Here is an 18391-nt window from a genome sequence, read left to right on the forward strand (position 1 = left end):
TCCCCATCGCCACGGACTCGCCATGACCGGTACCCACCAATTCGTCGACCTGCAATGCCCTTACTGCGGCGAATGGATCGATGTCGCCCTGGATCCGTCGGTGGACGTGCAGCAGTACGTGGAGGACTGCCAGGTGTGCTGCAAGCCGATGCTGATGACGGTGCGTTGGGACGAGGACGGCGCGCCGGTGGTGAGCGCGATCGCCGAAAACGCCAGTTGATCCGCGCGCTGGCGCGGCGCGCCACACGCCGATGCGCGGCAGCCTCTAGACTTGCGTCCTTGCCGACCGAGGACACCCGATGAACCTGCCGCTGCACTTCGGCCTGCTGGGCTCGCTGGAAGCCGGGCTGATCGCCCTGGCGGTCGGTTTCCTGGTGTACGCGCTGTGGCAGTGGCTGGGCCGGCGGCTGGGCTGGTCCGAGGGCCAGCAACTGGGCGGCGCGTGCCTGATCGCGGTGGCGGTGTCGGCCGGCATCGACTGCTGGAACCTGTTCTACACCAGCATCGTGCGCCTGGAGTCGCCGCTGTACGCGCGGATCGCCCTGGCCAGCATCCACGATCCGGACGAACTGGGCTCGCGAGTGGTGCTCGAGGTGGCCGGCGCGCTGTCCGGCGTGGCCCTGGCGTGGATCGTATTCAGGGCGCGTTCAAGCGAAAACGCCGGCGACGGCGGTCACGAAACACGCTGAAACAGACGTTTTCTTTCTGCAATCCAAACGTCTCGAATGGACGCCTTACTGCTTGCTGACGGAATCCTAACCAGTGCGGTAGCGCGCCGCAGCAGCGTCGTGGTTAACGATCCGTTTTGCGGCGATTTTCGGCAGGGAATGGATTCAGTCTGAGGCGGGCACGGTAGCGCCGTGTTCCGGAATCGACCGGACATGTCACACCGAGAGCCAAACCGAACGTCAAGGAGAAACCACCCATGAACATCCGCACCCGCACCCCGCTGATCGGTACCGCCGCCATTCTCGCCGCCGCGCTGGCCCTGCCGGCCTTCGCCCAGGATGCGCAGGCCGACGCCGCCGCGCAGGCGCAGACGCAGTCGTCCACCAGCGCCACCGGCCAGAGCGGACAGGCCGGTGCGGCCTCGGGCGGCGCCCAGACCTGGGCCGACGTGGACGCCGACAAGGACGGCGCCATCAGCAAGCAGGAGGCGCAGGTCAACGCCGGCCTCAGCCAGATCTTCGCCCAGGCCGACGCCAATCACGACGGCAAGCTGACCCCGGACGAGTACAAGGCCTACGTCGCCAAGCAGCAGGGCGGCGCGGCGACCGGCAGCGACAGCAACGGCGGCCAGTAACGGGAGCGGTGCCGGCACCGGCGGTCGCGCGGCGATGAGCACGCGTACCGCCTTGCCGGGACCGGATCGATCACCGCGGGCGCGCCAGTGGCGCGCAACGCGATCCACACGACGGCGGCCCACGGGCCGCCGTCGTGCGTTTGTACGGGATGCGGCGCCGCATGTCCTACGGCCGTCTTTGTAGCGCTGCTATGCTTGGCCGATGCCCACGCCCACCGCTTCGCGCTCCTCTCCCATCGCCCTGGTCGGTTTCGACGGCGACGACACCCTGTGGAAGAGCGAGGACTATTACCGCGACGCCGAGGCCGCGTTCGAAGCCATCCTCGGCCAGTACCTGGACCTGCACGACACCGGCACCCTGCAGCATCTGCTGGCGGTGGAGCGCCGCAATCTCAAGGTCTTCGGCTATGGCGTGAAGGGCATGACCCTGTCGATGATCGAGGCGGCGATCGAGCTGACCGAGGCGCGCATTTCCGCGCGCGACATCGGGCGCATCGTCGAGATCGGCCGTAGCACGCTGCAGCATCCGGTGGAGGTGATCGCCGGCGTGCGCGAGGCGGTGGCGGCGATCGCCGCCGAGTTCGAGATCGTGCTGATCACCAAGGGCGACCTGTTCCACCAGGAAGCCAAGATCGCGCAGTCCGGCCTGGGCGACCTGTTCCCGCGCATCGAGGTGGTGTCGGAGAAGGACCCGCAGACCTACGCCAGGGTGCTGTCCGAGTTCGGCATCGGCGCCGAGCGCTTCGTGATGATCGGCAACTCGCTGCGCTCGGACGTGGAGCCGGTGATCGCGCTCGGCGGCTGGGGCATCCATACGCCGTACACCACCACCTGGGCGCACGAGGCCGAGCACGGGCTGTCGGCCGACGAGCCGCGCCTGCGCGAAGTGGCCGCGGCCGCGGACTGGCCGCAGGCGGTGGCGGATCTCAACCGGCATGCGGCGAGCCTGACGCATGCCTGAGCGTATGCCGGGTAGGAGTGGCCTCGGCGCGCTCGGCCCGGTCCCGTTCCGTTCCGTAGCAGCGCGCAGGCGTTCGTTCGCGTCGCTGCGCTGAGAGCGCAACGCGAGCGTCGACACGAGCCTTGCCGACACCGCTGGCAGCGCCGCCACTGCCGCGGTGCGTTCCTGCCGGCAGGGACGGTTGCTCACGCGCGCTGACAGCGCCCGTCGGCTCCGGCAGAATCGGCGCATGCGGCTATCTCCGTCCTTCGCGAAGGTGTGTTTCTGGGCGGCGCTGTGCGTCGCCGGCCCGGTCGCGGCGCAGGTCGCGGCGGCGCCTGCGACCACCACGTCCGCCGAGCCTGCGGCCGCCGAGACGCCCGGCACCGACGATGCCTGGATCGATCGCCAGTTGCTGGACATCGATCGCTACGCCGCGCGCTACCCCGACAGCTTCCTCGACGAGGTCGCGCGCTACGCGCAGATGCCACACGGCTATGCCGAGGTCCTGCTGCGCGAGCGCCGCTGGCCGCCGCGCGATGTCTATGTCGCCGCGTTCCTGGCCAAGGCGGCGGGACGGTCCTACCGCGAGGTGGTGCGCGCACGCACGGCGGCCGGCGTTGCGGCCGGCTGGGCGGCGGTGGCAAGCGGCCTGGACGCGCCGCCCGGCTCGCTGGCCTATCGCGCGCTGCGCCATGCCATCGTCGCCAGTTACGACCATTGGGACCGGCCGATCGCACTGGACGCGCTGCTGCGCCGGCAACTGGGCGACCGCGCCGCCCGCGACCGCGCCGCGGCGCAGCCCCAGGAAGGGTCGACGCGCACGAAATAAGCGCGGGGCAGCGCGACGGCACAGCGTGGTCGCCAGGGTGCCCATTGCGTTGCGCGCACGTGCCGTTGCCGGTACGGCATGCAGGCATCGTTCTGCATCCACTTCAGCGCGCACGAGCCCCTCTCCCCCCGGGAGAGGGGTTGGGGTGAGGGTCGGGCGCGCAGCGCCTCACGCACTTTGGGCGCACGCGGCTGCGCCGGACCCTCCTCCGCCCCTGCGGGGCACCTTCTCCCGGCGGGAGAAGGAGACGGCGCTGCCGGCCACTCCCGTGCCGCACCGTTACGCGCCGCCGCCCATTCATCCACACTGGCCGCGCCGCCGCCACGGCGCGAGAATAGGCGTTCTGCCGGTCCTGCCGCCGGCGCCATTGCCGCTCCGGACCGCCCGATGACCAACGCCTTCGTTTCGCCCGACGCTATCCGCAGCCTGTTCGCGCAGGCCATGTCCGACATGTACCGCACTGAGGTGCCGCTGTACGGCACGCTGATGGCGCTGGTGGCGCAGGTCAATGCGCAGACCCTGGCCGCCGACCCGGCGCTGGAGGCGCAGCTGCAGCGCAACGACGAACGCGCGCGCCTGGACCAGGAACGGCATGGCGCGATCCGTGTCGGCACCGCCGAGGAACTGGCCACCCTGCGCCGCCTGTTCGCGGTGATGGGGATGGCGCCGGTGGGTTATTACGACCTGTCGGTGGCCGGCGTGCCGGTGCACTCCACCGCGTTCCGCCCGCTGGATGCCGCGGCCCTGGCGCGCAATCCGTTCCGCGTGTTCACTTCGCTGCTGCGGCTGGAGCTGATCGAGGACCCGGCACGGCGCGAACAGGCCGCGCAGATCCTCGCCAAGCGGCGCATCTTCACCGACGGCGCGCTTGCGCTGATCGCGCAGTGCGAACGCGACGGCGGCCTGGTCGACGGCGACGCGCAGCGCTTCGTCGCCGAGGCGCTGGAGACCTTCCGCTGGCACAGCGATGCCACCGTGAGCCTGCCGACCTACCGCGCGCTGAGCGAGGCGCACAAGCTGATCGCCGATGTGGTCAGCTTCCACGGTCCGCACATCAACCACCTGACCCCGCGCACCCTGGACATCGATGCGGCGCAGGCGGAGATGCTGCGCCGGGGCATCGACGCCAAGGCGGTGATCGAAGGCCCGCCGCGCCGCGCCTGCCCGATCCTGCTGCGCCAGACCAGCTTCAAGGCGCTGGAGGAAACCGTGCGCTTCCCCGCGGGCGCGGACGGCGCCGAGGCCGGCACCCATACCGCGCGGTTCGGCGAGATCGAACAGCGCGGCCTGGCCCTGACGCCGAAGGGCCGCGCGCTGTACGACGCGTTGCTGGAACGCGCACGCGCCGCCGACGGCAGCGCCGGTGCCGACTACGCCACGCGCCTGCAGGCGGCCTTCGCCGATTTCCCGGACGACTACGCCACCCTGCGCCGCGAGGGCCTGGGCTACTTCCGCTACGCACTGACCGACGCCGGTCGCGCCGCGGGCGCCGCGGCCCTGGCCGGCAAGCCGGCCGAAGCGCTGATCGCCGACGGCCTGGCCAGCGCCGACCCGATCGTCTACGAGGATTTCCTGCCGGTCAGCGCCGCCGGCATCTTCCAGTCCAACCTCGGCGGCGGCGAACAGCGCGCCTACGCCGCGCACGCCAACCGCGCCGCGTTCGAGCAGGCGCTGGGCGCGACGGTGCACGACGAGTTCGCCATCTACGCCGGCATCGAACGCGATTCGCTGCAGGCGTTGGCGGGCTGAGGCAGGGATTGGGGAATAGGGATTGGGGAATCGCAACAGCGGTTTCCCATCGTCGTGTCGCTACACGCACACGACCGATGTGGCGGTGCGTTGTGAGTGGGCTTCAGTCCCGATGGTGTCCGAAGACAACAACGCTGCTCACACCGCCGCGCGTCGCGGCTGAAGCCGCTCCTACGAGGGCGCGGTCGGCGCGACGGAGACACTGTGGGAGGGACTTCAGTCCCGACGGCATCCGAAGGCGACCAAACCGCACACCGCCGCATCGCAGCCGAAGTGGCTCCTGCACGAGATGCATACGCGGCAATGAACCGCGTGCTATTGCCTAGCCACCGGCGCAGCAGCGCCAGCCTGCGCGACCTCGGCCGCGCAGCCGCATCGAACGCGGCTTACCCAGCGTAACGCGCCTTGAGCATGGCATATGCCGAACGCAGCGCCAGCGCTTCGCCACCGGCCGGGCGGCCGGGGCGGTCGCTGTCGTTCCAGGCGTACACGTCCAGGTGCGCCCACGCCTGCCGTGCCGGTACGAAGCGCTCCAGGTACAGCGCGGCGGTGACCGCGCCGGCCATGCGCGAGCCGGCGTTGGCCAGGTCGGCGACCGAACTGGTGAGGTAGCGCAGGTAGGGGCGCCACAGCGGCATGCGCCAGACCGGGTCGCGGGTGCGCTCGCCGGCGGCGATCCAGGCCTGCGCCAGCGTCTCGTCGTTGCAGAACAGCGCCGGCAGGTCCGGACCCAGGGCGATGCGTGCCGCACCGGTCAGGGTGGCGAAATCCAGGATCGCGTCGGGGCGCTGCTCGCTGGCGTAGGCCAGCGCATCGCACAGCACCAGGCGGCCTTCGGCGTCGGTGTTGTCGATTTCCACGCTGGTGCCCTGGCGGGTGGCGATGACCTCGCCCGGACGGAATGCGTTCGGGCCGACCGCGTTCTCCACCGCCGGCAGCAGCACGGTCAGCCGCAGCGGCAGGCGCTGCGCCATCACCAGCCCGGCCAGCGCCAGTGCGTGCGCGGCACCGCCCATGTCCTTCTTCATGTTGCGCATGCCATCGGCCGGCTTCAGGTCCAGGCCGCCGGTGTCGAAGCACACGCCCTTGCCGACCAGGGCCACGTGCGGATGCGCGTCTTCGCCCCAGCGCAGCACCAGCAGCCGCGGCGCGCGGTGCGAGGCGCGACCGACCGCATGGATCGCCGGGAAGTTCTGCTCCAGCAGCGCGTCGCCGACGATGCTCTCGAACTGCGCGCCGTGTTCCTGCGCGATCGCGCGTGCGGCCTCTTCCAGTTGCTCCGGCCCCATGTGCTCGGTCGGCGTGTTGACCCAGTCGCGCACGCGCAGGCTGGCCGCGATCAGGTCGCGCACTTCGGCCTGCGGTGTGGCCAGCAACTGCGCCGGCAGCCGCGGCGGCTGCTTGTAGCGGGCGAAGCGATAGCTGCCAAGACCCCAGCCCAGATGCAGCGCCGCCAGCGTGTCCGCGTCCAGCGCCGTTTCCACCCGCCAGGTGCTGCCGGCCGGCAGCGCGAACGGCGCATGCGCGTAGGCATATGCATCGCCGCGATCGCCGACGCCCAGCACCGCCGCGGCCACGCCGTCGGCGCCCGGCAGCAGCAGCACGCTGCCCGGCGCGGCCATGAATTGCTGGGTATCCATCCACGCCACCCACGCCGGCGATTGCGCCGCGCGCCATTCGGCCAGGTGTTCGCGGTCGAGCACGTACAGCGGCAGGGCGTGGGTGGAGGCGTCGGTGAAGCCGGTCGGCAGGGACATCAGCGGATCCTTGGAAGAGGGAGAGGACCGGCGGGCGAGGGCGCGCGGATCAGGCGCGCGCCGCGGCGGCCGGCTGGGTCGCGTCCAGCCAGTCGGCCAGGCCGGTGAGGGTGTCGAAGTGCAGGTCGGGCGGGGTCGGCGGATGCCAGGCCTGCGCCTCGCGGTTGATCCAGCAGCCGCGCAGGCCGGCCTGCATCGCGCCGACCACGTCGATCTCGATGTGGTCGCCCACATGCAGCACCTGCGCGCAGGGCAGGCCCAGGCGCGCGCAGGCGGCGCGGAAGATGCCCGGGTCCGGCTTGGCCGCGCCGTGTTCGCGGGCGCTGAGCTGGAAGGCGAAATGGTGGTCCAGGCCGATCGTGGCCAGGTCGGCATTGCCGTTGCTCAGCGCCACCACCGGCACGCGCGCGGCGATGCGCTCCAGCGCGGCGATGCTGTCCGGGTAGCACTCCACCTGGTTGCGCGCGGCATGGAACACCGCATACGCAGGCTCCAGCAACGCTTCGTCGGCACCGCTGTCCTGCAGCGCACGGCGCAGCGTCAACCGACGCAGTGCGCTGAGGTCGTGGTGCAGGTGCGGATGCGCGGCGAACACTTCTTCGCGCAACTGCCGCATCGCCGCGACCGGGAAGCGCGCGGCAGTGGCCGGGCTGTGCTGCAGCAGCCAGTCGTGCAGCACCTGCTCGATGCGCACACCGATCGGCGCGAACGGCCACAGGGTGTCGTCCAGATCCAGCGTGATCGCGCGGACGGGGAAGGAGGGCATGGAAGTCACCGGCGCATTTTACGCCAAGCGCTGATACCCCTGCGCCTCACGCCCGGTAGACAGCGCGCGCGCTTCCGCGGATCCCCAATCCCGACTCCCCAATTCCGGCCTCACTCCAGCAACCGCGCCCAACGCTGCATCCCGTCCACCCGCGCCAGCACCATCTTGATGCACACCAGCAGCGGCACCGCCAGCAGCAGGCCGATCATGCCCCACAGCCAGCCGAACAGCATCAGCGCCAGGATCAGCATCAGCGGCGAGATCGCCATGCGCCGGCCGAGCACGATCGGCGTCACCACCTGGCCTTCCAGGGTGTGCAGGGCCAGGTACAGGATCGCCGGCAGCGCCGCGCTCAGCGGGTCGCGGAAGGCGACGAAGCCCATCAGCAGCATCAGCACCGCGCCGATCAGCGGCCCCACGTAGGGCGCGAAATTCAGCAGCGCCACCACCGTGCCCCACAGCAGCGCTTCCTGTGGCGGGATCTTCAGCACGATCAGGATGCCGGCGAAGATCAGGCCCACCAGCGTATTGATCACGGTGATGGTCAACACGTAGCGCGAGACCTCGCGTTCGATCGAGCGCAGGATCTCGGTGGTGAACTTCTGCTGCTGGCGGCTGGGCAGCAACGCGATCGCATGGCGTTGCAGGTTCTCGCCGAACACCATGAAGAAGAACGTCAGCAGCACCACCGCCAGCGCCGAGGCGGCCAGCCGCGGGGTCCGCACCAGCGCCTTGTACGGATCGTCCATCTGCGTGCGGATCACCTGCACGCGGCGGCCGCTCTCGCCGCCGGCGGCGCGCGCGAAGTTTTCCGCGGCCTGGTTGGCCTGCTGCATCGGCTTGGTCAGGTCGCGCACCTGGGTGGCCAGATGGCGCAGCTGCGCCGGCGCCTGCTGCGCCCACTCGGCGGCGGGGCCGGCCAGTTGCACGGTGAGCGTCGTCGCCACCGCCATGCCCGACAGCAGCACCAGCAGCGCGGCCAGGAAGCGCGGCAGGTACAGCCGTTGCAGCACCCGCAGGATCGGGTTGCCGACCAGGGCGAAGAAGGCCGAGAGCAGGATCGGCAGGATCACGTCCTGCGCGGCCCACAGCGTGTAGCAGACCGCCAGGGTGGCCAGCACCACCAGCGAGACCGGTCCGCGCGGGCGCGGTGCGGGCGGTGGCGGCAGGGCGCCGTGCGGCGCGTCGTCGGCGACGGCCGCGGAATCGGGAACTGTGCTCATCGAACCTGCGATGCGGTGGCCGCGCCGCGTGCCGCAGTGCACGCGCCGAGCGGCGACGGAAAGGAAGCGAAGTGTAGGCCGATCGTGGCCGGCGCGGTATCAAGGCCGTGTGGCCGCCGCGTGCGCGCCGCGTGGCGGCCCAGTCATCACACCGGCTGCAGCGCCCGTCGTAGGAGCGGCTTCAGCCGCGACAGGCGTTACCGGGAAAGCCCCATCGCGGCTGAAGCCGCTCCTACAACGGGGACGCCCTAGCGCTCGGACAGATCGGTCGCCGCTTCCGCGGCGGCGGGGTGCCCGGGGCGCGAGGCCGTCGGTGGCCGTACCGGCTGCGGACGCGCAGGGGATGGGGGAACCGGTGTGGCGGGCGGCGGTGTCTGGGTGGCGGCATCCACCGCCGCGTCCTGTGCCGTGTCCGCAGCCTCTTCCGCATCGTCGGAGGCGCGCTCGGCGTTATCGGACGCGCTCTTGGCGGTGGTGGCGTTGATCAGGCTCGAAACCGCACTGAGCATCTGCAGCCAGCGTGCGCCGCCGAGCTTGCCGACCACCGCCGCCGGCTCCGCGCGTCCGACCAGGAAGCCGGTGCCCAGGCCGACCACGACGATCCGCCACGGCGTCCAGCCTTCGCGCCAGACCTGCTGCAGGGTCGCCCAATGCGTGCGCACCTGCTCCTGGCGTCCTTCCAGCACCGCTTCGGCGCGGGCGATACGGTGCTGCAATTGCCGCAGGCTCATGGCGTGGCCTCACGCTTGGCGATGTCTTCGTCGCCGTCCTCGTCGTCGCCGCCGATGCCCAGCTTGGCCAACTGGCGGCGGGTGGCGTCGAGCTTGCTCATGTCGAAATAGCGCAGCGCCTGCCAGGCGCCGAGCGCGGTGACCACCAGGCTGAAGGCGGCGGTCGCCGAGATCGACGCCAGCCACGACCAGCCCATGCGCTGCAGCAAGGCGATCATCGCGCCCATCAGCAGCATCCAGGCCGAGGCGCCGAACGCCACCGCCACGGTCATCCATACAAAGGCCCGCGCCAGAGCGGCGCGGGCCAGGGCGAAGTCCGCGGCCACCAGCTTGCGCAGGGCGCGGCCGGTGTCCAGGGTGGCGGTGAGTCCTTCGCGCCCGGCCGTGCCGAGCGCGCGGAAGGATTCCTCCAGCGACGGTGCGGCCGCGGCGTCTGCCGCGGCGCCGTCGGTGCGGGCCTGCTCCTCGCTCACGCGCGGCTTACTTGTCGCCGCCGCTGCGCGCCAGCTTGGCGATGATCCAGCCGGTGGCGAAGGCCACGCCGAACGAGGCCAGCGGACGCTCGCGGATCAGTTCGGCAGCGCTGTCGATCAGGTCGCGGCCCTTGTCCAGCAGCACGTCCACCTGCTCCTTCGCCGCCGCGCCGCCGAACTCGGCCGCCGCCAATCCGGACAGGGCGCTGTCGGACAGCTCGGCCTTGACGTTGGCCTTGCCCAGCTTCAGTTCCTCGCCGGCGGCACCGGCCGCGCCCTTGATCGCGTCGCCGGCGTAGCTGGCCGCGGACTTCAGGTGCGCGCCGGCTTCGCTCAGGTTGTCCTTGAGGTTCTCGGTATTGGTCGGGCTGGCATTCATGGGCATGTCTCCTCTGGGGTTTGGGGGCCTGCCGTCCGCCGATGCGGACGCTGCGCAGAACGGGGCGACACCAATACCATCGGCGGGGTGTACGGGGTGTTAGCTCGTCGCCGCAAGCCGTGCGCCATAGTGTCGGCGCTCGCCGCCGAGCGGCCAAGTCCGGAGGACCTGTCATGCACGCATACGGCAACCGGAGCGGCCATGCCGGGGTGGTCGCCTACGACAGCGGCCCGGACTGGATCGTGCTGCGCTTCGCCGACGGCGCCACCTACCGCTACGACCGCCAGCATCCCGGCCTGCTCCATGTCATGGAGATGCAGCGCCTGGCCGCGGCCGGGCGCGGCCTGACCACCTACCTCAATCAACACGTGCGCGACGACTACGCCGCGCGCCTGGACTGAGCGCGCCGGTTCACTGCATGACCAGGTCGGCCTGCGCGCCGCCGCGCACCACGCGCAGCACCAGTTGTGCCGGCTTGCGCGCGAAGTTGGCGCGGTAGCTGGCCAGGTCGGCGAACTCGCCGACCGAGGCGGCCACCACGATGTCGCCGCTGGCCAGGCCGTTGCGCGCCGCGCGGCTGCCGCGCGCCACGTTGCCGATCAGCACGCCGGAGATGCCGGACTGGCGCAGCGATTCGGGCAGGTCGGCGAAGGTGGCGCCGCTCAGCCGCGGATCCAGCGACTCGCCGCTGATCGCGCGCGGCTGCTCCTTGAGCGTGGCCTTGAACTGCAGCGGCTTGCCGTCGCGGCGCACGTCCAGGGTCACGGTGCTGCCCACCGGCTGCAGGCCCTCGTAGTTGTGCAGTGCCTCGGCGCTGTCCAGGCGCTCGCCGTTGGCGGCGACGACCACGTCGCCCGGCTGCAGCCCGGCGGCCGCGGCCGACGAGCCGGCCAGTACCCGCGTCACCAGCGCCCCGCGCGGGGCCGACAGGCCCAGGCCCTGCGCCATCTGCGAGGTCAGGTTCTGCGTCTCGATGCCCAGGGTGCCGCGGATCATCACCCCGTTGTTCTTGATCAACTGGTCGACCACCGCGCGCGCCAGGTTCGACGGGATCGCCAGGCCCAGGCCGATGTTGCCGGCCATGCTGCCCTGCGGGTTGAAGCTGGCGGTGTTGATGCCGACCAGTTCGCCGCGCAGGTCCACCAGCGCGCCGCCGGAGTTGCCGGGGTTGATCGAGGCGTCGGTCTGGATGAAGTTCTGGTAGCCCAGGCCGCGGATGCCATTGCGGCCCATCGCCGAGACGATGCCGGAGGTGACGGTCTGGGTGAAGCCGAACGGGTTGCCGATGGCCGCGACGAAATCGCCCACCCGCAGCTTGTCGCTGTCGCCCAGGCGGATCTCGGTGAGGTTGTCGGCCTTGATCCGGATCAGCGCGATGTCGGTGTCCGCGTCCGAGCCCATGAACTCGGCCTTGAAGCTGCGCCCGTCGGCCAGGGTCACCTGCACGTCGTCGGCGTTCTCCACCACATGGTGGTTGGTCAGCACGTAGCCGTTCTTCGCGTCGATGATCACGCCCGAACCCAGCGACTCGTTGATGCGCTCCTGCGGGATGTCCGGGAACAGGCGGCGCAGGATCGGATCGTTGAAGAACGGATTGCGCACCCGCACCACCTGCTTGGTGTTGATGCTCACCACCGCCGGCATCACCTTCTGCAGCATCGGCGCCAGCGACGGCAGCGGCTCGCCGGCCACGGAGGACGGCAGGCGCGCGGCCGCGGACAGCGGCGGCGCCGTGGCAGGCGCGGCCTCGGCACGGTTGTCCAGTTGCGCATTGATCGCGGTGGCGGCGAAACCGCCGAAGGCAGCGGCGGCGGTCAGGGTCAGCAGCGTGGGCAGCGGTCGCATGGGGTCGGTTTCCGGGGAACGCGGGAGACGTGGGGCAGATGGGCGCGCGTGCGCGTAAATCAAGATGAACGCGCGGCGTTTAACCGCCAGTGAAAGCGCTCCGGGGCCGCCTGCGCAAGGCCGCAACTGCGCTCCGCGTGCACAGCCTCTCGGTGCATGTGATCGGCGCGCGACGACGTTGACAGTCGGCCTGCCCGGCGTTAGCGTTCACGCTTGCATTAGCCACTACATGTAGCGGTATCGGTTCGGTACGGCACTAGAACTAGGGTTTTCTTCACCGGGACTTCACATCCAGGGGCGCGCTCGGCGGTGCATGACGGGACGGTGACAGGAAACGTCGCGGAATCAGGGGATTTTTGATCGGTCGAGGGCGGGCGCCGCGTGCGCTGCCGCGGCCGTCGCTGCCGTGCAGCGCAAGTGCGATATAGACAAGACACACGGCGGATGACCACCCATCCGCTTCATCGGGACAGGTTCGAGGAGAACACAGCAGAATGAGTACGGTGCGCCTGGAAGTCGTCCAGACCGGATCCAAGCACGACCCCATCCCGATGCAGCCGGCGTCGCAGGACATCTGGGACAAGAAGTATCGGCTCAAGACCAAGCAGGGCGATCCGCTGGATGCCGACATCGACGGCACCTACCTGCGCGTGGCGCGGGCGCTGGCCGATGCCGAGTCCACCGACGAGTTGCGTGCCTACTGGTTCGAGCGCTTCACCTGGGCGCTGCGCCGCGGCGCGATCCCGGCCGGGCGCATCACCTCCAACGCCGGCGCGCAGGAACACAAGCCGGCCACCAGCACGATCAACTGCACCGTGTCGGGCACCATCACCGACTCGATGGACGGCATCCTGGAGAAGGTCCACGAGGCCGGGCTGACCCTCAAGGCCGGCTGCGGCATCGGCTACGAGTTCAGCACGCTGCGCCCGCGCGGCGCGTTCGTGGCCGGCGCTGGCGCCTACACCTCCGGGCCGATGTCGTTCATGGATATCTTCGACAAGATGTGCTTCACCGTGTCCTCGGCCGGCGGCCGCCGCGGCGCACAGATGGGCACCTTCGACGTGTCCCACCCGGACGTGAAGGATTTCATCCGCGCCAAGCGCGAGGACGGGCGCCTGCGCCAGTTCAACCTGTCGCTGCTGATCACCGACGGCTTCATGCAGGCGGTGGAGCAGGACGCCGACTGGCCGCTGGTGTTCCCGGTGAACCGCAAGGAAGAGGCCGACATCGACCTGGCCGACGCCAGCGCCGTGGTGTGGCGCGACTGGCCCACGCACCACGATTACATCGTGCGCGACGACGGCCTGGTCGCGTGCAAGGTGTACGGGCACATCCGTGCCCGCCACCTGTGGGACATGATCATGGTCTCCACCTACGACTACGCCGAGCCGGGCTTCATCCTGATCGACCGCGTCAACGAAATGAACAACAACTGGTGGTGCGAGAACATCCGCGCGACCAATCCGTGCGTGACCGCCGATACCTGGGTGCAGACCGCCGAGGGACCGCGTCAGGTCGCCGATCTGCTGGGAACGCAGTTCCTGGCGCGGGTCGATGGCGGCGACCATGCCACCGGAGCGGAGGGTTTCTTCAAGACCGCGCACAAGCAGGTGGTGCGACTGCAGACGCAGGAAGGTTACGCGCTGCGCCTGACCGCGGACCACCGCGTGCGGCGCGTGGTGCGCCAGACCCGTTGGTCGCTGGACACCCAATGGTGCCAGGCGGACCAACTGGTCGCAGGCGACCGGGTGCTGCTCAACAATCACCGTGCCGGTGCGGAGTGGAGCGGCGCGCGCAGCTATGAGGAAGGTTTCCTCCTCGGCATGCTGGTGGGCGACGGCACGCTCAAGCAGGAAGCCGCCGTGTTGTCTGTCTGGTCGCAGGCCGCCGCCGTCAATGCGGCGCCACTGGCACCGGTGGCGCTGATGGACGAAGCCCTGCGCTGCGCGCGCAGCCTGCCGCACCGTGCCGACTTCGCCGGCTGGAGCGAGGTGCGCGACCGTGGCGAGTACCGCCTGAAGTCGGCCGCCTTGCGCGATCTGGCCCTGGAGCTGGGCCTGCGTCCGGGCGACAAGGCGATCACGCCGGCCGTCGAGAAGACCTCCAGCGATTTCCATCGCGGCTTCCTGCGTGGCCTGTTCGACACCGACGGCTCGGTGCAGGGCAGCCAGGAGAAGGGCGTCAGCGTGCGCCTGGCACAGTCCGACCTGGCGCGGCTGGAGGCAGCGCAGCGCATGCTGTTGCGGCTGGGCATCGCCTCGCAGATCTACCGCGACCGGCGTCCCGCCGGCACGGCGTTGCTCCCCGACGGGCACGGCGGCACGCGTGCCTACGCCACCAAGGCGCAGCACGAACTGGTCGTCAGCGGCGACAACCTCGATGCCTTCGCTCGGCGGGTGGGCTTTGCCGACACCGCCAAGGCCAACCGCCTCAAGGCGCTGCTGTCCGGCTACCGGCGCCAGTTGAACCGCGAGCGCTTCGTGGCGACCGTGCAGTCGGTGGCCGCCGATGGCATCGAAGACGTCTACGACGTGCAAGTCCCTGGGATCAACACCTTCGACGGCAACGGTCTGCACGCCCACAATTGCGGCGAGCAGCCACTTCCGCCCTACGGCGCCTGCCTGCTCGGCTCGATCAACCTCACCACCTTCGTGCGCGAGCCGTTCACCGAGCGCGCCCGCTTCGACTGGGAGGAATACAAGGAAGTGGTGCGGGTGTTCACCCGCATGCTCGACAACGTTGTCGAGGTCAACGGCCTGCCGCTGCAGCAGCAGCGCGACGAGATCATGCGCAAGCGCCGCCACGGCATGGGCTTCCTCGGCCTGGGTTCGACCATGACCATGCTGCGCATGAAGTACGGCAGCGCAGAGTCGTGCGAGTTCACCGAGTCCATCGCCCGCGAGATGGCCGTGGCCGGCTGGGAGACCGCGCTGTCGCTGGCGAAGGAAAAGGGTCCGGCGCCGATCATGCAGGAAACCTTCGAGGTGACCGCGGCGATGCTGCGGCAGCGCCCGGAGATGGCGCGCGACGGCTGGCGCGTCGGTGAGCGCATCGAAGGCCGGCTGCTGCACGCCAAGTACAGCCGCTACATGCAGCGCATCGCCGAGGTGGCGCCGGCGCTGGTCGAGGAACTGGCCGAGGTGGGCGCGCGCTTCACCCACCACAGCTCCATCGCCCCCACCGGCACCATTTCGCTGAGCCTGGCCAACAACGCCTCCAACGGCATCGAGCCGAGCTTCGCCCACCACTACAGCCGCAACGTGATCCGCGAGGGCAAGAAGAGCAAGGAGAAGGTGGACGTGTTCTCCTTCGAACTGCTGGCCTACCGCCACCTGGTCAACGCCAAGGCGATGCCGTTCGCCGAGGACGCCGCCGCGCGCCTGCCGGACTACTTCATCGCTGCCGACGACATCCACCCCAAGGAACACGTGGACGTGCAGGCCGCCGCGCAGAAGTGGGTGGACAGCTCCATCTCCAAGACCGCCAACGTCCCCACCGACTATCCCTACGAGCAGTTCAAGGACATCTACCGCTACGCCCACCAGCAGGGACTGAAGGGCTGCACCACGTTCCGCTTCAACCCGGCCGCCTTCCAGGGCGTGCTGGTCAAGGAAGCGGACCTGGAGAACACCACCTACCGCTTCGAGCTGGAAGACGGCAGCGTGGTCGAGGTCAAGGGCAACGAACAGATCGAATACGACGGCGAGATGCACACCGCCGCCAACCTGTTCGATGCGCTGAAAGAAGGGTATTACGGCAAGTTCTGACGCCGTCCCGTCTCCCCTTCGCGCCGGCGGAGGGGAGGGCGGCGGTGGAAAGCCCTGGAGCGCGGCGCGCCGTGCTTCCCCAACGCTTCCCCACCGTTCGCCGTGTGTCGCCGTTTCCGGCTCCCCGCTTCGCTGCAATCGGTATAGCATCGCCCGCGTGACATAAACACTGACACCCTGAGGAGGGTTTTATGAGTAATGGGAATGGCGTCACGGCGACGCTGACGCAGGTCGCCGAGAACGTGAAAGAAACCGCCACCAACGTCGGCGAGAGCATCGCCGCCACCGCCAGCGAGGCCGTCGCCAGCGTCAAGCAGACCGCCGAGAACGTGCAGAAGCGCGTGCAGGACCAGGTCGCCAAGACCCGCAAGGCGGTGAAGAAGGCCGAGAAGGCCGTGGCCAAGCGCGCCGAGAAGGCCGGCAAGGCGGTCAAGAAGACCGTCGCCAGCGCGCGCAAGAAGCTGGAAGCGGCCAAGGCCAGCGCCCAGGCCGAAGCGGCCACGCTGACCAAGGGCGGCAAGAAGACCGCCAAGAAGGCGGCTGCGAAGAAGGCGCCGGCGAAGAAGGCCGCTGCCAAGAAGGCCGTTGCGAAAAAGGCCGTCGCCAAGAAGGCTCCGGCCAAGAAAGTGACCGCCAAGAAGGCCGCGCCGAAGAAGGCGGTCAAGAAGGTCGCCGCCAAGAAGGCCGTGACCAAGAAGTCGGTGGTCGCCAAGAAGAGCGCGGTGAAGAAGGCCGTGGGCGCCCGCAAGGCCGTCGCCAAGAAGGCCGTGGGCAATGCTGCCAAGGCGGTCAAGAAGAGCACCGCCAAGGTCGCCAAGAAGAGCGCCGCGGTGAAGAAGACCGCCGTGCGCAAGGCCGCCGGCAAGAAGGCCGCGGCCACCCGCGCCAAGAAGTAAGCCGTCCCGTCGCACCCTCTCTCCCGTGCGCGGGAGAGAGGCCGGGCCCACGCCCGTCCCGCTCCGCATTCCAGGAACGCACGCCTCATGGCCATCAAGATCGACCAGAAAATCAAGGGCTACGCCGTCGTCACCCCCGAGGACAAGGCGCGCGACGCCGCCGCGGTGCCCGCCTCGTCGATCGACCGCGCCACTGCCGAGGCCGAAGCGCCGGCGGACAACATCATCCACATGCACGAGCGCATCGAGCGCCCGGACGTGCTGATCGGCAGCACCTACAAGATCAAATCGCCGTTGGTGGAACACGCCATGTACGTGACCCTCAACGACATCGTGCTCAACGCCGGCACCGAGCACGAACTGCGCCGCCCGTTCGAAATCTTCGTCAACTCCAAGTCCATGGAGCACTTCCAGTGGATCGTGGCGCTGACCCGCATCATGTCCGCCGTGTTCCGCAAGGGCGGCGATGTCACCTTCCTGGTCGACGAGATGAAGGCCGTGTTCGACCCCAAGGGCGGCTACTTCAAGGCCGGCGGTGTGTACATGCCGTCGCTGGTCGCCGAACTGGGCAGCATCGTCGAAGAGCACATGAAGTCGATCGGCCTGCTGCACGACCCGGAAATGAGCGACCACCAGCGCGCGCTGATCGCCGAGAAGCGCAAGCAGTACGAAGAGCGCTCAAAAAAAAACAGTGAAGTGAGCAAGGCGGTTCCTTCTCCTGCGGGAGAAGGTGCCCGCAGGGCGGATGAGGGAACGGTGTCCGCCGACTCCACCGCCGACCACGAAGAGGACATCGCCGTCACCGGCGACGGCGCGAGTTTCCCGCCGTCGGCCACGATGTGCCACAAGTGCAATACCAAGGCGCTCGTCATTATGGACGGGTGCGCGACTTGTTTGAATTGTGGGTATTCGAAGTGCGGGTGATCGACCCGCAAGGCCGCCAGGTTTGAGCGCTTGGCGCGGCGATCTGCTAATGCTGCAAGTCGCTGAACTATGTCCTGCGAATGTGGGGATGGTTGACATACGACCAAGTTGGCGAGTTGTACCAGTTGCCAACATCGATGTCTCTTGTCGCGCTTAGCCACTGGACGCCGTCATCCAGAGCATCCTGCGCCAGGCTGTATTTCCCCATGGACAGGTCCTGCTCGAATTTTTGAAGAAATTCATTCATCGAGCGCGCTAATAGAAGTGCTACTCCCCATTCTTGATCTATAAATATGATCTGGCCATAGGTCCCGTTCTCTTCGGGAGACAGGTCAACACAAAGGCGGCACTGGGAAAAGTCGCTTCCAATCACCAAGCGATCCTTTCCAAGTTTCAGCACGGGGCGAACTCCCTTGTCCGCGAATTGGGCAGAAGCTCCTGCATCGTTGTCGCGGGAGCTTCTTTCGATCTCGAAAGTCACTGTTGCCACATCCATGAAAGAAAATCCTAGAGCGAAATTTGCTGTGACATCAGGATTCAAACCTGCACTTTCGCGATAGACTGCCACGAGATCCTCAGGCAATTGGCGCCCCAATGCTGATTGCAGCGCCTTGATCTCTAGTTCGTTGGCTGCCGGGAGCAGTGCCTTCTCCACTTCTGGTGCAATAACTCTCAAATGATCGCGGATTCGCTCAAGCATTCTATTCGCCATGTTGAATTTAAGGTCCACATCTTAACGCGGGGAAACCTGCTGGCGCAGCAGAACTCCGTCGGCACAATAAAAATGACATGGCAATGCTGTAGCA

Annotated in this window: 18 protein-coding genes; 10 read left to right on the forward strand and 8 right to left on the reverse strand. The window is 68.7% G+C overall.

The window, feature by feature from the left end:
• The first annotated feature begins 22 nt into the window (after positions 1-22).
• The 6 genes from PG878_RS02805 to hglS all read left to right on the forward strand — a co-directional run bounded on the left by PG878_RS02805 (position 23) and on the right by hglS (position 4824).
• On the forward strand, positions 23-220 hold the full coding sequence (locus PG878_RS02805; protein WP_010340161.1) for a CPXCG motif-containing cysteine-rich protein: 198 nt from the start codon (positions 23-25) through the stop codon (positions 218-220).
• A gap of 79 nt (positions 221-299) precedes the next feature.
• Positions 300-689 (forward strand): hypothetical protein, encoded by a 390-nt coding sequence (locus PG878_RS02810; RefSeq protein ID WP_209032273.1) that lies wholly within the window; start codon positions 300-302, stop codon positions 687-689.
• Positions 690-925: 236 nt separating this feature from the next.
• On the forward strand, positions 926-1303 hold the full coding sequence (locus PG878_RS02815; protein ID WP_048489615.1) for an EF-hand domain-containing protein: 378 nt from the start codon (positions 926-928) through the stop codon (positions 1301-1303).
• Between the two features lie 202 nt (positions 1304-1505).
• A complete protein-coding gene (locus PG878_RS02820) occupies positions 1506-2264 on the forward strand; it encodes an HAD family hydrolase (protein WP_209032272.1) in 759 nt (252 codons plus the stop codon).
• 229 nt (positions 2265-2493) lie between these two features.
• Positions 2494-3075, forward strand: coding sequence for a hypothetical protein (locus PG878_RS02825; RefSeq protein WP_209032271.1), 582 nt, complete (start codon positions 2494-2496; stop codon positions 3073-3075).
• Between the two features lie 387 nt (positions 3076-3462).
• Positions 3463-4824: a 2-oxoadipate dioxygenase/decarboxylase HglS gene (gene hglS / locus PG878_RS02830; protein WP_209032270.1), complete on the forward strand. Its 1362-nt coding sequence runs from the start codon at positions 3463-3465 to the stop codon at positions 4822-4824.
• Between the two features lie 386 nt (positions 4825-5210).
• On the opposite strand, the gene PG878_RS02835 is transcribed toward hglS, so the two are convergent.
• From PG878_RS02835 to PG878_RS02860, 6 genes are all read right to left on the reverse strand, one after another.
• Positions 5211-6581: a leucyl aminopeptidase family protein gene (locus tag PG878_RS02835; RefSeq protein WP_209032269.1), complete on the reverse strand. Its 1371-nt coding sequence runs from the start codon at positions 6579-6581 to the stop codon at positions 5211-5213.
• A gap of 49 nt (positions 6582-6630) precedes the next feature.
• Entirely contained in the window at positions 6631-7347 is a 717-nt protein-coding gene (locus tag PG878_RS02840; RefSeq protein ID WP_209032268.1) for an HAD family hydrolase, read from the reverse strand.
• Between the two features lie 110 nt (positions 7348-7457).
• Positions 7458-8570: an AI-2E family transporter gene (locus PG878_RS02845; RefSeq protein WP_209032267.1), complete on the reverse strand. Its 1113-nt coding sequence runs from the start codon at positions 8568-8570 to the stop codon at positions 7458-7460.
• 248 nt (positions 8571-8818) lie between these two features.
• Positions 8819-9301, reverse strand: coding sequence for a hypothetical protein (locus PG878_RS02850; RefSeq protein WP_209032266.1), 483 nt, complete (start codon positions 9299-9301; stop codon positions 8819-8821).
• Positions 9298-9774 carry a phage holin family protein gene (locus tag PG878_RS02855; RefSeq protein WP_209032265.1) on the reverse strand — a complete coding sequence of 159 codons (477 nt, stop codon included), beginning with the start codon at positions 9772-9774 and terminating at the stop codon, positions 9298-9300. The genes PG878_RS02850 and PG878_RS02855 overlap by 4 nt, the downstream gene beginning before the upstream one ends.
• A gap of 7 nt (positions 9775-9781) precedes the next feature.
• On the reverse strand, positions 9782-10153 hold the full coding sequence (locus tag PG878_RS02860; RefSeq protein WP_010340149.1) for a hypothetical protein: 372 nt from the start codon (positions 10151-10153) through the stop codon (positions 9782-9784).
• Positions 10154-10326: 173 nt separating this feature from the next.
• Between PG878_RS02860 and PG878_RS02865 the strand changes: the two genes are divergently transcribed.
• Positions 10327-10554, forward strand: a complete 228-nt coding sequence (locus tag PG878_RS02865; RefSeq protein WP_017916407.1) for a hypothetical protein — start codon at positions 10327-10329, stop codon at positions 10552-10554.
• 10 nt (positions 10555-10564) lie between these two features.
• On the opposite strand, the gene PG878_RS02870 is transcribed toward PG878_RS02865, so the two are convergent.
• Positions 10565-11998 carry a Do family serine endopeptidase gene (locus PG878_RS02870; RefSeq protein ID WP_209032264.1) on the reverse strand — a complete coding sequence of 478 codons (1434 nt, stop codon included), beginning with the start codon at positions 11996-11998 and terminating at the stop codon, positions 10565-10567.
• A 494-nt stretch (positions 11999-12492) separates the two neighbouring features.
• Here PG878_RS02870 and PG878_RS02875 point away from each other — a divergent pair, with 494 nt between their 5' ends.
• The 3 genes from PG878_RS02875 (at position 12493) to PG878_RS02885 (ending at position 17585) form a co-directional block, all read left to right on the forward strand.
• Positions 12493-15765, forward strand: a complete 3273-nt coding sequence (locus tag PG878_RS02875) for an LAGLIDADG family homing endonuclease (RefSeq protein WP_209032263.1) — start codon at positions 12493-12495, stop codon at positions 15763-15765.
• A gap of 191 nt (positions 15766-15956) precedes the next feature.
• Positions 15957-16661, forward strand: a complete 705-nt coding sequence (locus PG878_RS02880; RefSeq protein WP_209032262.1) for a hypothetical protein — start codon at positions 15957-15959, stop codon at positions 16659-16661.
• A gap of 87 nt (positions 16662-16748) precedes the next feature.
• Entirely contained in the window at positions 16749-17585 is an 837-nt protein-coding gene (locus PG878_RS02885; protein WP_209032261.1) for a TSCPD domain-containing protein, read from the forward strand.
• Between the two features lie 67 nt (positions 17586-17652).
• On the opposite strand, the gene PG878_RS02890 is transcribed toward PG878_RS02885, so the two are convergent.
• A complete protein-coding gene (locus PG878_RS02890; RefSeq protein ID WP_209032260.1) occupies positions 17653-18285 on the reverse strand; it encodes an SMI1/KNR4 family protein in 633 nt (210 codons plus the stop codon).
• Between the last annotated feature and the right edge of the window lie 106 nt (positions 18286-18391).

The organism is Xanthomonas hawaiiensis, from assembly GCF_031834635.1.
Taxonomy (GTDB): domain Bacteria; phylum Pseudomonadota; class Gammaproteobacteria; order Xanthomonadales; family Xanthomonadaceae; genus Xanthomonas_A; species Xanthomonas_A sacchari.